We start from the raw sequence: 14,162 nt of genomic DNA on the forward strand, positions 1-14,162 counted from the left end.
TAATTTTTGGTCAGGATATGATTCAAAATTTCGTCATCCAGGGGGTAAAAGCACAGTGCCCTCGAAGTATCGCCGCGCATCGGTCATATCCACATCACCGTTGACGACGCGCCGTGGCACTTTGTCGATGCCAGTGGGGAAACGATCATCCTGGTCGGACTGGAACCTGGCGTACACAAGGTGCTGATCGAACTAGCTGACCCCACGCACAAAGTAATCACTAGCGAAACTGTTGAGTTCACGTTGCCCGATCCTAAGAAATCATCATGAAAAAACTAGAGGGAAAAATCTCAGTTGTGACGGGGCCATCTGGGGAAACGCTGCACATCGCGGGTGGTATTCATTGATCTGTATTAAACTGCTTTTGAGGTAATTCGGTCGGCACGGATTTAATGCCAATTAAATCATACTGAAACGATCGCGATTCTACCGCTTACATACTATGAACAACCCCGAAAATCCTCGACTACCCCTGCCGCCTTTCAATAATGAATCCGCCATCCAAAAAGTCAGGATCGGAGAGGATGCTTGGAACACACGTAACCCTGAACTAATAGCACTTGCTTACACATCGGATAGCGTTTGGCGTAACCGCTCAGAATTTCTATGTGGTCGTAAGGCGATTGTTCAGTTCTTGACACGTAAGTGGCTTAAAGAATTGGACTACCGTCTGATCAAAGAGCTTTGGGCTTTTCAAGACAACCGCATTGCTGTCCTATTTGCTTACGAATGGCATGATGATGCTGGCAACTGGTTCCGTTCTTACGGCAATGAGAATTGGGAATTTGACGAACATGGATTCATGAGATGGCGTATTGCCAGCATCAACGACCTGCCAATTCAGGAGAGCGAACGCAAATACCACTGGCTACTAGGTCGTCGTCCTGACGATCATCCCGGATTGTCCGACCTCAATCTTTGAGAAACGGAGCAATGACAATATTACTCAGTTTTTATCCTGCAAGGAGTCCACTGCTATGAATGCAAACAACGGCATCATCAACCAGATTAGCCCGTATGCAGTTACTGAAACTATCGATCGCTTTGCAGCCATCCTTCAAGCAAAAGGCATCACCGTTTTTGCCCGTATCGATCAACAGGCTGAAGCCGAAAAAGTCGGACTTAGCCTACCTCCCACACAGTTGTTGCTGTTTGGCAACCCGAAAGCCGGAACTCCCCTGATGGTTGCAGAACCAACGATCGCCCTGGATTTACCTCTGAAAGTACTGGTATGGGAAGCGACTGACGGCAAGGTGTGGGTAAGTTACAACGATCCTAATTACTTAAAACAGCGTTTTTCTCTCTCCGACGAGTTGGTGAAGAACATCGCTATCATTGCACCTTTAATCCATCAAGCACTCCTTTAATTAACTTATTTTTTGATTCAATTTAGATTAGATAAGTGATTATTGACCCAATTTAAAATTCTCATGAAACTCATCTCTGTAAACGTCGGACTGCCGCGTGAAGTGACCTGGAAAGGGAAAATAGTTAGCACTGGAATTTTTAAAGAACCAGTTAGGGATCGCGTGATGGTGCGCGTACTCAATTTAGACGGTGATGGGCAAGCCGATCTCACCGTTCATGGCGGAGCAGACAAAGCAGTTTATGTCTATCCGTTCGAGCATTACGATTACTGGCGAGGTGAATTGCCTGATACAGAGCTACCGCTAGGCATCTTTGGTGAAAATTTCACAACCACTGGACTGAGAGAAGAGGAAGTGAATATTGGCGATCGCTTTCATATTGGCACTGTAAAATTGATGGTTACACAACCTCGCCTACCCTGTTACAAACTTGGGATTCGGTTTGGACGACCTGATATTATTAAACGATTTCTTGCAAGTCGCCGCACCGGATTTTACTTTCGTGTTTTACAAGAGGGCGAAGTCGGAGCCGGAGACACTTTAGAGTTGGTGAGCCGGGATGACAACAATATTACTGTTGCTAATATCACTCAGCTTTATACTCGTGAGCAGAACAATCCAGAATTACTTCACCAAGCTGCTCAACTTGAAGCCTTACCCGAAAGCTGGCGCGATTACTTCCAGGAGCAAAGTCGTCGTCATGATGTGAAATAGATGCGTTGTTTCGTGAAGCCGAAATTGGTGTAGAAAGCAATGCGACAAGCCTCTTCGTTTCAGTTTTTGTCTAAATCCCAATAAAAACGAACATTTGTAGGATATCTAATGAGCAAAATTATGCTGTACTTGCTTTATTTTCCATCTCTTCATACTTGCATTCAGCAACGCTGTTTAATTTGGTCAAAGTCTAAATAGCAAATTATTAAAAAGGACACCATGAAAACTCAAAATGTAACCATTCCAGCCTTGGCTGGGGGCAGTTTTAGCGCCTATCTAGCAACACCCAGTACTAAGCCTGATGCAGGGATTGTGCTGATTCAAGAAATTCTTGGGGTCAATACTAATATGCGTCAAATTGCCGATGATTATGCTAAGTCCGGCTATTTGGTGCTTGTACCAGATTTATATTGGCGGCTGGAACCCGGTGTGCAACTTGATGCTGACGATAAGGATCAGTGGACTAAAGGTTTTGAGTTACTCCAAGCATTTGATGTGGATAGCGGCGTAGAAGACCTAAAGGCAAGTCTATCTTTTCTGCGGCAGTATCCCAGCAGCACAGGCAAGGTCGGCAGTGTGGGCTTTTGTTTGGGCGGCAAACTGGCATATTTCATGGCAACACGTACTGATGCAGATGCCAACGTTAGTTACTACGGTGTTGACATTGAAAAGAATTTAGCAGAGGCGACAAAAATTCAGAAACCGCTGATATTGCACATGGATGAAAATGACGAGTTTGTGTCATCAACTGCTCAAGCGTCCATTCAGCAGGGACTGAAAGACAACCCCCTGGTAACGATCTATCGCTATGAAGGAGTGAGTCATGGGTTTAGTCGCGTGGGTAGTTCCGCTTATCGCCAAGAAGCCGCAGAATTAGCACGCGATCGCACTTTGGCGTTTTTGAAACAGCATTTAGGCAGTGGTGTCAAAGTCTGAAATAGGGCGACTACTGCCCGATAATTTGCCCACTGCGATCGCTCTGGCAACCAAGATATTTTGATTCTGAATCACTGGGAAAACGCTGCATATCGCGGGTGATTTTTAAGGAAGAGAACGGTAAAAATCAACAAGCAAGGAGAAAAACCATGCACATCAACAAGAATGACACCGCAATAGTCGTCATCGATCCGCAAAACGATGTCTTGAGCGAAAAAGGGGTTTCCTGGGATTTGGTGGGTGAGAGTGTTAAGGATAACAATACAGTCGAGAATATCGAGCGAATCTTCAAAGCCGCAAAGCAGAATGAATTCGAGGTTTTTATCTCCCCTCACTATTACTACCCCACCGACCATAATTGGAAATTTGCCGGCAACCTAGAGCAAATGATGCTTGAGGTTAAGGAGTTCGATCGCCGTGGCGCGTTGAGCCTCGATGGATTCCTGGGATCGGGTGCTGACTGGCTCGCTCGCTATAAGCCCTTCATTGAGGATGGTAAGACGATTGTGGCCAGTCCCCACAAAGTCTATGGGCCGCAAACTAACGACCTAGTTTTGCAACTACGTAAACGTAACATCAGCAAAGTCATTCTACTCGGAATGTTGGCGAATCTTTGTGTTGAAGCTCACCTACGCGAATTGCTCGAACAGGGATTCGAGGTTCTTGTTGTCAAGGATGCAACAGCAGCCCCTCGGCATCCGCAACTGGGCGATGGCTACAAGGCAGCACTGATCAACTTTGGGTATATCGCTAATGCAGTACTTTCTACAGACGAGGTTGTAGCAGCAATGGAGTGATCATCAAACTCATTAATTTTACAACACTCATGAAAAAATCTGCGTTGTGAAAGAAGTGTTAGTTGTCGTCCTAGTGATACATGATGCAGTAAACCAGATCGCACAAACATAATTCATACAAACAAAAAGAGAATCTCATCGCATCTATCCATCTCCCAAAAATTAACAGAACACTAAATTTATCTACTACAAACAAACCGAAAAGGAGAATGTTATGACTCAATATGACTACATTGTAATTGGTGCAGGTTCGGCAGGTTGTGTAGTCGCCAACCGTCTGACAGAAGACAGTGAAACAACCGTGTTATTACTCGAAGCGGGCAATCCAGCGACGAAACCGGAAATTCAAATCCCGGCGGAATGCCTCAGCTTACTCGGCTCCGAAGTTGACTGGGCATACTTCTCTGAGCCAGAACCATACCTCAATGATCGCCAAATTTTTTGTCCCCGTGGCAAAGTCTTGGGTGGCAGCAGTTCGATTAATTTCATGATTTATATGCGGGGCAATCATCACGATTATGACCACTGGCAGTCATTAGGGAATCCCGGCTGGAGTTACCAAAATGTACTGCCTTATTTCAAGAAATCCGAGCATCAGCAACGCGGTGCTTCCGAATACCACGGGGTTGACGGGGAATTGAGCGTGACTGATCTCATTGCTCCTGCTGTGGTATCCCAACGCTTTGTCGATGCAGCAGTTGCAATGGGATATCCAAATAATCCTGATGTCAATGGGATGCAGCAGTCAGGTGCAGGACTCTATCAGTTGACAATCAAGGATGGTAAGCGTCACAGCACCGCAGCTGCTTTCCTCTTACCCATTCTCCAGCGTCCCAATTTGACTGTAATCACAAAAGCTTTGGTGACTCGATTGTTGTTTGAGGACACGCGCACCGTTGGCGTGGAATACCTGCACGAGGGAACACTGCATCAAGTCAGGGTTAACCAGGAAGTAATTTTAAGCGCTGGCGCGTTCGATTCGCCTAAGCTGCTCATGCTTTCTGGCATTGGGAATGCAGAACACCTGCAAGCATTGGGAATTCCGGTAGTAGTTGAGTTGCCGGGTGTCGGTCAAAATCTTCAGGATCACCCTGTCGTACCTGTGGTATACGAAGCAACCAAGGATTTACACACAGCCAGCACCAGTAGTATTGCGGAAGCTAGTTTGTTTTTGCATACTCAGGGTAATGTGGATGCTGCACCAGATTTACAGTTTCTCTTCGGCCCGATTGTGTTTGCACCCCCTGGCTATGCTCACTCTGGTTTAGGATTTACAAGTCTAGTCTGTTTAACCCATCCCCAAAATATTGGGAGTGTCAGTTTGCGTTCATCCGACCCCCAAGAGGCACCGATGATTTGGCTAAACTTTCTGCAAAGTGAGGCTGATGTGCAAAAGCTCGTCGCTGGGATTAAATTAATGCGTGATTTGTTCCATGCAAGTGCCTTTGATGAGTTTCGTGGTGAGGAAGTTGCACCTGGTAAAGATAAGCAGAGCGATGAAGCACTCGTTGCTTACGTGCGAGAAGTTTGCAATACGGTGTATCATCCGGTCGGCACTTGTAAAATGGGTACTGATCCAATGGCAGTTGTAGACCCAGAACTGCGGGTACATGGGGTTGAGGGGTTGCGTATCGTGGATGCATCCATCATGCCAACAATCACTACTGGAAATACGAATGCGCCCACTATTATGATCGGCGAAAAAGCCGCCGATTTAATTAAAGCCGCAGGTGGTATTTCACAGCAAACATCTTTAGCGATCGCGCAAACCGCACCATGCGGATTAATAAAAAATCAAGGTTTTTAACCTACGTAGGCAGGTTTCGTCTGTGTAGCCGCGACTTCCAGTCGCCTGGTGCAAGATATCACTCCCGGTTCGCAAGTACTCAGGCTAAACATACGGCAAGTATCAGTAAAAACCCAAAGGATATGTAAATGAACACTGAATCCTATGACGACATTATTATCGGCGGCGGCAAAGCGGGTAAAACACTGGCACCAGCGCTGGTCGCTGCTGGACGTAAAACTGCTCTGGTTGAACGCAGCTTAAACATGATTGGTGGCGGGTGTATTAATATTGCCTGCATTCCTACTAAAACTATGGTGGCGAGTGCCAATGTAGCAAACACAGTGCGGAAAAGTACCGCTTATGGGGTTAAAACCAATACACCCAGCGTTAATTTAGCAGAGGTGATCCAACGGAAACGATCGGTTGTGCAAGGGATGCGTGAAATGAACTTACACAATTTAGAAACTGCTTTGGGTCACGAACTGATCATTGGTACAGCCCGCTTTGTTGCTCCCAAAACGATCGCAGTAACGACGGCTGAGGGAAACAATCGCTTACTTACTGCCAAACGCTTATTTATTAATACAGGCACACGACCGTTAATTCCATCCATTCCCGGACTCACAGAAGTTGAGTTTTTAACCAGTGAGTCGATTATGGAGCTAGAACAGCTACCTGAACACCTGATCGTTCTCGGTAGTGGCTATATTGGTTTAGAGTTTGCCCAGATGTTTCGGCGCTTTGGCTCTGGTGTTACTGTCATTGGGCAAAGTGAGCAAATCCTGTCACAGCAAGATCCAGATATGGCGATCGCAGTTCAAACACTGCTAGAACAAGATGGTATTGAATTCTTGTTGAAGGCGAAGGTGTTGAGGGTCGATCGCACTGGTAATGAAACCATCCTGCAAATCCAAGTTGGCGATCGCTCCCTCAGCCTCCAGGGTTCGCATTTGCTTGTCGCCGTTGGTCGTGCGCCCAATATCGAGAGCTTAAATTTAGCTGCTGCTGGTGTGGCAACCGATACACGCGGATTTATTCAAGTTAACGATCGCCTGGAGACGAACGTACCCGGAATTTGGGCGTTAGGCGATATCAATGGCGGCCCACAATACACCCATATATCGCTCGACGATTATCGCATTATCAAAGCTAATTTAATTGATGGGGGCAACTGGAGTACAAGCGATCGCCTGGTTCCATCATGTCTATTCATCGATCCAGAACTGGCTCATGTGGGTTTGACTGAAACTGAAGCACAGCAACAAGGATATGCTATTCGCGTGGCGAAGGTGGATGCGTCAGCCGTTCCCAGAGCAAGAACACTCGGTCAAACTGATGGACTGCTAAAGGCGATCGTGGATGCAGATACAGGTCGTATTCTAGGGTGTTCCCTGTTGTGTCATGAAGCAGGTGAAGTGATTTCAACAGTGCAGATGGTGATGCAAGCTCAGATGCCCTACACCGTTCTGCGCGATGGTATTTTGACTCATCCCACGATGACTGAAGGGTTAAATATATTGTTTTCCAAGTTGTAAAAAGACAGCAATTGCAGACCCAAGGATTTACCAAACAAACGACATTTCACTCTTGAAAAAAGTAAATATAGCATCATGAGTAAAACATCTAAAGTCGGTATTATTGGTGCAGGTAATGTAGGTGCAGATGTTGCAAATGCTTTAGTTCTACTCGGTAGATGTGTAAGGGTTGTCCTTTTTGACCGAACCTTATCAAAAGCTGAAGGAGAAGTCTGGGACATTGAAGACAGCATCCCCCTACTTAAAGAGATGGAAATCATACCATCAAATCAGTATGAAGACTTAGCTGATTCAGATATTATTATTGTGACTGCTGGGGTGCAGCCAAAACAAGGACAGAGCCGATTAGATACATTGAGCGACAATGCAGAGATCATCCGTTTGACGATCAAAGAATTGGATCGAGTTGCACCGAATTCAATCGTACTTATCATTAGCAATCCAGTGGATGTACTTACGCGGATTGCAATCGCTACTTCCACCAGAGCAGAAAACCTAATTTTCGGTTCGGGAACTGTTCTTGATACTGCTAGACTGAGATATCAACTTGGAAAGCAACTGAATGTTGCAAAACAAGACATTCATGCTTATGTGATTGGAGAGCATGGAGACAGTCAATTTGTCGTTTGGTCTAGTGCATTTATTGGGGGAATTCTATTAACTGAATTTCCCCTACCACAAGGAGCAACGCTAGAACAAATTCAGCAAGAGTACGCACAGTTAACTCGTAAACGAGGCCATAACATTTTTGAACGCAAAGGAAATACAAGCTATGGTATATCAACAGTAGTTTGTCAGTTAGTTGATACCATCCTGCGAGATGAAAAGCAGATATTTCCAGTATCGGCTAGAGCAGATGCTAACTATGGAGTTGGCAATGAAGTTGTTCTTGGACTTCCATGTATCATTGGCTCAAAAGGTATTGACCGCCAACTGCTGTTATCAAGAAATGCTCATGAACAACTCTTATTAGAAGAATCAGCTAACAAACTTAATCTTGCCTATAATTTTTTGCATAATTAAAATCAATTGGGTGCGGCTATGGTTGAAAATCCAATATCTTGAACAATACCTTTGCGATCACGTAGAACAAGGCAATATATGAGTTAAATATCAGTAGAGACTACTCAGTAAATAAATAGCTTTAGTCTCACTATTTGATAGATTTAAACTTAACATCCAGTGCTTGTTGAAAAAAATAGCGACTAAAAATGGCTAAGTATACTTTCGTTCTAAAGTTTGAGAACGTTGTCAATAAGGAACCTTGTAATGATTAAGTTTTTAGTACGTTTACTGTTTGCTACATTATCTTTAACTGTATTTTTGAACTTGTTCACTTCTATTGCCCTTGCACAAAAAACTTATGAACCAACAACTGAATACCTATCAAAGCATGAAGTTCCAGACTGGTTTAAGGATGCAAAACTTGGAATTTTCATTCATTGGGGAGTATACTCTGTACCTGGCTATGCACCACTAACTGGAGAACTGAACAAAGTCGTTGCAGAGCGTGGTTGGGAATACTGGTTTGAGAACAACCCTTATTCGGAATGGTATTACAACTCTATGAAACTTGAGGGCAGTCCAACCTATAAATACCATCGTACAACCTATGGTGAAGGCTTCACCTATGATGACTTTATTCCTAGATTTAATGCAGCCATAACAAATTGGAACCCCTCGAAATGGGCAAAATTATTCTCTAAAGTGGGTGTGCGGTACGTTGTACTAACAACGAAGCATCATGATGGCTTTTTGTTGTGGCCTAGTAAAACTAGAAACCAGGCAAGGCGAGTAGCAACACGCGATATTGTAGGCGAACTAACACAAGCTGTTCGCAAAGAAGGTATGCGGATGGGTGTGTATTATTCTGGTGGTCTTGATTGGTCTTTCAAAGATACAACAATCACAGACTTCAATACGCTAGTGGGAGCAATTATTCAGGAAAAAGCCTATGCAGATTATGCGAATGCTCATTGGCGCGAATTGATTGATCGCTATCAGCCATCTATATTATGGAATGATCTTGGCTACCCTGTTGGGCAAGCGAATGAAATTATGGCCTACTTTTACAATCACGTACCCGATGGTGTGGTGAATGACCGTTTTGATTTAGGTGCCCAGTTAGGGTTACACTTTGACTTTTCCACACCTGAGTACAGCCAGCTTACACAAATAGAACCTCTTAAATGGGAAAGTACAAGGGGTTTAGGTTACTCATTCGGCTATAACCAAAATGATACTGATTTGAACATGATTTCGGTAGATGAACTAGTTGACTTATTTGTAGATATTGTTAGTAAAAATGGGAATTTATTGCTGAACATTGGGCCAAAGGTTGATGGTTCAATATCCAAAGTACAGCTTGAAAGATTAGAAGGCTTGGGTAAATGGCTAGATGTGAATGGTAAAGCAATCTTTGGCTCACGCTATTGGATACGAGCAGAAGATTTAACTCCAGAACGTATTCGAGTGCGCTATACCACTAATAAAGGAAAATTATATGCAATATTGCTTGATGAGCCAACATTTGGGAAGGTTACTATTCCTGGAATAATTTTGCCGAAAAAAGCAAATATTACGATGCTAGGTGTTGGAGGTAAACTGAAGTGGCAGCAGTACAGTCAGAATTTATCCATAACACTACCGCACAAGTCTTTAGTCAAAAAATCACCAGCTTACACATTAGAGATCAGCTGTATGCCTCTATAATCTGATTCAGAAGTTAGAAACATCTTTGATTAAAGAAGAAACAAGGCCTACAGCTTCTTTTTCAATAGAAGATGTTTCGGGAGCAATGCGATTTTGTTAGATGAACCCAAACAGAGTGCGATCGCAAATCTGATTTCTCAGTACAAAAATAGATTAACTACATATCAAGTAGTATTAATACTTAAAAGTGCCGAATATCTATGAAGAGCATCGGTCACAGGTGTCTGGAGTGCTATCCTGATTAAATACTTAGTGATAATGATAATCAAAATTAGAGCGAGGGGGTGAGAGAGGCTAGCAATGCTAGCCTCTCTCACCCCCAGTTTCATGATGATCATTCTTATATATTTTCGCGGGTACAAAAAAAGGGTAGGATTCCCTTTTAGCAATAGTTTTAAGTTTTAAGAAAGGAAAGCGCCTACCCATGACAAAAAATATATATGCAAGTTTAAATTTAACCAAATCATTGTCAGATTTTCAAGCTGTAGTTAGGAAACTTTTAGAATTGAATAATGCTGGTGAATGGGATGGACAGATTCTTAAAGAAAGAGAAGAAAAAATTAGAGAAGCTGCACTTATTTTAGCCGGTCAATGTATTGCTATATTGTTACATAACCTTTCTCAATCTCAATCAGCTCTTGATACAGCAATGGCTCAAACCCAAGGATGGTGGCAGCCTAAAACCCAAAGACATGGTTCTCGGACTCGACAAATATTAACAGTGGGGAATGTGCTGGTTACTCTGGTATTACCATATGTAGTAACAATCAATAAAAAATCTGAGCAAAACAAATCTGAGCAAAACAAATCTGATAATCAAGGCTTTTGTCCATTTTTACAATGGTTGGGAATGTCAGAAGGATTAACCCCTTTGGTATGGTCAACTGTTGCTCAATACGGAGCGATTGCTAGTTCATTTGAAGCTGCCTGCACAATTTTAACAGGTTGGGGAATTAATCTTAGTTTCAAACGAATTGAGCGTTTGACATACAAATTTGGTCAAACTGGCATCAACTTACGGCAATCTAAAATATTAAATCGGCAACTGGGAAATTTACCTGAAGGTAATGTTCTTAAAGACCAGCGAGTTGTCATTGCTGTAGATGGTGGTAGGAGTAGAGTCCGAATTAATAAAAAGGGGAGAAAAAAATCAAAAACGAATCGACACGGTTTTATTGGTCAATGGATTGAGCCAAAATTGTTCACAATTTATATTGTTGATGAGCAAGGTAAAAAAATAAATACTTCTGAAATTCCTATTACGAATGATGGCACTTATGAAGGATATAAAGCGCTTTTGCTGATTTTAGAAGCCCACTTAGTTGACTTAGGAATTAGTCAAGCAAAACAAGTTTTATTAATCGCAGATGGAGCCGAGTGGATCTGGATACATATTCCCCCACTTTTGACAAGATTAGGATGCCCAGTCGAAACTTATCAGCTATTCGATTTCTATCATGTTACGGAAAATATAAAAGTATTTGCAGATGCTGCTTTTAATGAAGAAGCACAGTCTAAAGAATGGTTTAAAAAAGCCAGAAAAACTTTAAAAAAAGGTAATGCTAAATCCTTAATCAGCCAGATGGATGAGTTGATTGCTGTAGCTAGTGGAGAGCGTTCTAAGATTATGGTAGTCAAGCGAAATTATCTTTTAGATGCCTATCGTAAAGGGCGTTTAAATTACGATAAGGCAATAGCTCAAAAACTACCTATTGGCAGTGGTGCAATTGAGAGTTTAATCCGCCAAGTTGTCAATTTAAGAATCAAAGGAAACAGTAAATTTTTGTTGAAAGAAAATGCAGAAATTATGTTACATCTGCGTTGTCAATGGATAGCCGGAAGTTGGGATAATTTTTGTGATTCTATCTTTAATTCTTTTATCAAACCCCAAACCGCTTGACAAATTTTATACTTACAAAGAATACTTGAATAGCTTGTTGTAATAAAAAATACTTGCTTTTTGTATTACTGGCGTAGACAGCTACAAGAGCGATAAGAATCAAATTATTTAACCACTATCTTCTTGGGATATTTCAAGAAGATAAATTGTGGTGCAGTTTAATCAAATTTGTGTAATAAAAATTGCTTTTGTCTTCAGTATTAGTGTTCAGCGATCGCACTCTATTTGGGTTCATCTAACAAAATCGCATTGCTCCCTCCGCCAAGTACCTGTAGCGCAATACAAAACTCAACGTCGTAGATTAGCGATCGCACAAGCTCCTCGCCAACAAAAACGTCGCCTTCATCGTAATCCAGTTAGCACAATACAATCTTTGGTCACTCAACATCAGGAACTTCTCACTGTGCTTGAGTTTCAAGCTCTTAAATACTGATTAGACAGCCAGGGATTTTAACCTTGAAATTGCTAGCATTTAGGAAGCGGGAGTTTCAATGTCATTGCACAGATGACGCTCTTCGGCTTTGACTCTAGGGTTGTTCGTTAGATAATCGTGCAGCCATTCACATCCACGCTTGAATGCTATATTTACATCTATTATCTCCAAGTTCCACAGCAAAACAGTATTGTCATTACTTCCTAAAGCTAGAAGCTTGCTGTCGGGACTCCAAGCTACACTTCTAACCCCACTGATATCCCCTTTAAATGTCATCAGTTCTTTGCCCTCAAAGTTCCAGAGTTTGACAGTCCCGTTCTCACTTGCCGAAGCTAGCATCTTACCGTCGGGACTGAAACTGACGCTGTAGACAAAGCCACCTCCTCCATCACCAATCCAGCGTTCCTTGGGGTTCTCCAGGCTCCAAAGGTTCTCTAGTCTCCAAAGTTTGAGAGTCTTGTCAGTACTCCCCGAAACCAGAAGCTTGCCATCGGGACTCCAAGCAACACTCCTGACCCCACCACTATGCCCCATGAACGTCTTCACCTTGTTGTTTGTTAAGTTCCAGAGTTTAATAGTGCCGTCTCTACTCCCGGAAGCTAACATCTTACTATCACGACTGAAACTGACACTCCAAATTTCTTGTTCATGGCCATTGAGTGGAGGCATTTCCTTACGGTTCTCCAGGCTCCAAAGTTTGATGGTATTGCCACTCGTCCAAGCTAACAGCTTACCATTGGAACTAAAGCTGACACTCCTAACAGCATTATTGTTTTTCTGCTTTCCGAGTTCCTTGCCATCCACCATGCTCGATAGTTTGACAGTTCCGTCTTCACTTCCCGAAGCCAGCATCTTGCCGTCAGGACTCCAAGCTACGCTATAGACCTTGCTGCTACGCCCCCCTTTTATCTCCGCCAAGGAATTACCATCCACCGTCCTCCAGAGTTTGACAGTTCCGTCATCACTCCCCGAAGCCAGCATCTTGCCATCAGGGCTAAAGTTAACGCTCCTGATAGACTCGCTATGCCCTACAAGAATTTTGAGTTGTTTGTCCTCAAGATTCCAGAGTTGAATAGTGCCGTCATCACTTCCAAAAGCCAGAATCTTGCCTTTGGGGTTCCAAGCTGCGCTTTCGATCCAGCTATTATTTTTAATCGTTCTAAGGATCTCCCCCTCAACAGTCCAGATGATGGCAGTTTTGTCAATACTCCCTGAAGCTAGCATCTTGCCATCGGGACTCCAAACTACGCTCCTGACAGAATCACCATGCCCTTTGAGGGTTTTGAGTTCCTTGCCATCTAATATTCTCCAGAGTTTGATAGTCTTGTCATAACTCCCTGAAGCTAGCATCTTCCCGTCGGGGCTGAAGCTGACGCTCTCGACTTCTTTATTATGCCCTTTACCTTTAAAAGTTTTGAGTTCTTTACCATCCACCGTCCTCCAGAGCTTGATAGTACCGTCACTACCCCCCGAAGCCAACATTTTGCTGTCGGGACTGAAGCTAACGCTAAGAACGGCATTGTTATGTTTAAGCGTATTTAGTTTTTTGCCGTCTTGATTCCAGAGTTTGATAGTACCGTCATCATCCCCCGAAGCTAGCATCTTACCATCATGGCTCCAAGCGATGCTATAAACATTACCGCCATGCCCCCCTTTAATCCACGGCAATTCCTTGCCATCTACCGTCTTCCAGAGTTTGATAGTACCGTCATCGCACGCCGAAGCTAATATCTTGTCGTCAGGACTAAAACTAACGCTGTTGACAGTTATATTATTATGTTTAAGCGTCCTCAGTTCCTTCCCGTCTTGATTCCAAAGTTTGATAGTACCGTTACCAGCCCCCGAAGCCAGCATCTTACCATCATGGCTCCAAGCTATACTTTTAACCATAATATTCTCATCCGCTTGAAAACGGTTATACTCTCAATACCTTAGCCAAAATAAGAGGATGAGGAGAGAGGGCCGATGTAGTAGAGTTA

The 14,162-nt window shown here is 43.2% G+C and carries 12 protein-coding genes and 1 pseudogene; 12 read left to right on the forward strand and 1 reads right to left on the reverse strand.

Annotated features, from left to right (window positions below; translation table 11 throughout):
- Positions 1–66: 66 nt before the first annotated feature.
- The 12 genes and pseudogenes from VB740_RS36770 to VB740_RS13400 all read left to right on the forward strand — a co-directional run.
- A pseudogene (locus VB740_RS36770) lies at positions 67–270 on the forward strand (DUF6130 family protein); the annotation flags it as partial.
- A gap of 172 nt (positions 271–442) precedes the next feature.
- On the forward strand, positions 443–922 hold the full coding sequence (locus tag VB740_RS13350; RefSeq protein ID WP_323200477.1) for a nuclear transport factor 2 family protein: 480 nt from the start codon (positions 443–445) through the stop codon (positions 920–922).
- Positions 923–977: 55 nt separating this feature from the next.
- Complete coding sequence (locus VB740_RS13355) at positions 978–1,367, forward strand: DUF302 domain-containing protein (protein ID WP_323200478.1); 390 nt, start codon at positions 978–980, stop codon at positions 1,365–1,367.
- A 63-nt stretch (positions 1,368–1,430) separates the two neighbouring features.
- The gene (locus VB740_RS13360; protein WP_323200479.1) at positions 1,431–2,081 is read left to right on the forward strand and encodes an MOSC domain-containing protein; all 651 of its coding nucleotides are present in this window, start codon (positions 1,431–1,433) and stop codon (positions 2,079–2,081) included.
- Between the two features lie 219 nt (positions 2,082–2,300).
- On the forward strand, positions 2,301–3,017 hold the full coding sequence (locus VB740_RS13365; protein WP_323200480.1) for a dienelactone hydrolase family protein: 717 nt from the start codon (positions 2,301–2,303) through the stop codon (positions 3,015–3,017).
- A gap of 149 nt (positions 3,018–3,166) precedes the next feature.
- Entirely contained in the window at positions 3,167–3,814 is a 648-nt protein-coding gene (locus VB740_RS13370) for a cysteine hydrolase (RefSeq protein WP_190884087.1), read from the forward strand.
- A 214-nt stretch (positions 3,815–4,028) separates the two neighbouring features.
- On the forward strand, positions 4,029–5,621 hold the full coding sequence (locus VB740_RS13375) for a GMC family oxidoreductase (protein ID WP_323200481.1): 1,593 nt from the start codon (positions 4,029–4,031) through the stop codon (positions 5,619–5,621).
- Positions 5,622–5,749: 128 nt separating this feature from the next.
- The gene (locus VB740_RS13380) at positions 5,750–7,138 is read left to right on the forward strand and encodes a mercuric reductase (RefSeq protein ID WP_323200482.1); all 1,389 of its coding nucleotides are present in this window, start codon (positions 5,750–5,752) and stop codon (positions 7,136–7,138) included.
- A gap of 75 nt (positions 7,139–7,213) precedes the next feature.
- Positions 7,214–8,161, forward strand: a complete 948-nt coding sequence (locus VB740_RS13385) for a malate dehydrogenase (protein ID WP_323200483.1) — start codon at positions 7,214–7,216, stop codon at positions 8,159–8,161.
- Positions 8,162–8,407: 246 nt separating this feature from the next.
- Positions 8,408–9,850, forward strand: coding sequence for an alpha-L-fucosidase (locus tag VB740_RS13390; RefSeq protein ID WP_323200484.1), 1,443 nt, complete (start codon positions 8,408–8,410; stop codon positions 9,848–9,850).
- Positions 9,851–10,274: 424 nt separating this feature from the next.
- Positions 10,275–11,750, forward strand: a complete 1,476-nt coding sequence (locus tag VB740_RS13395) for an ISLre2 family transposase (RefSeq protein ID WP_323200485.1) — start codon at positions 10,275–10,277, stop codon at positions 11,748–11,750.
- 151 nt (positions 11,751–11,901) lie between these two features.
- Entirely contained in the window at positions 11,902–12,183 is a 282-nt protein-coding gene (locus tag VB740_RS13400; protein WP_323200486.1) for a hypothetical protein, read from the forward strand.
- A gap of 39 nt (positions 12,184–12,222) precedes the next feature.
- Here the strand turns inward: VB740_RS13400 and VB740_RS13405 are convergent, their stop codons facing one another.
- Complete coding sequence (locus tag VB740_RS13405; RefSeq protein ID WP_323200487.1) at positions 12,223–14,076, reverse strand: WD40 repeat domain-containing protein; 1,854 nt, start codon at positions 14,074–14,076, stop codon at positions 12,223–12,225.
- Positions 14,077–14,162: the final 86 nt, after the last annotated feature.

Source organism: Nostoc sp. UHCC 0251 (assembly GCF_034932245.1).
Classification (GTDB): domain Bacteria; phylum Cyanobacteriota; class Cyanobacteriia; order Cyanobacteriales; family Nostocaceae; genus Nostoc.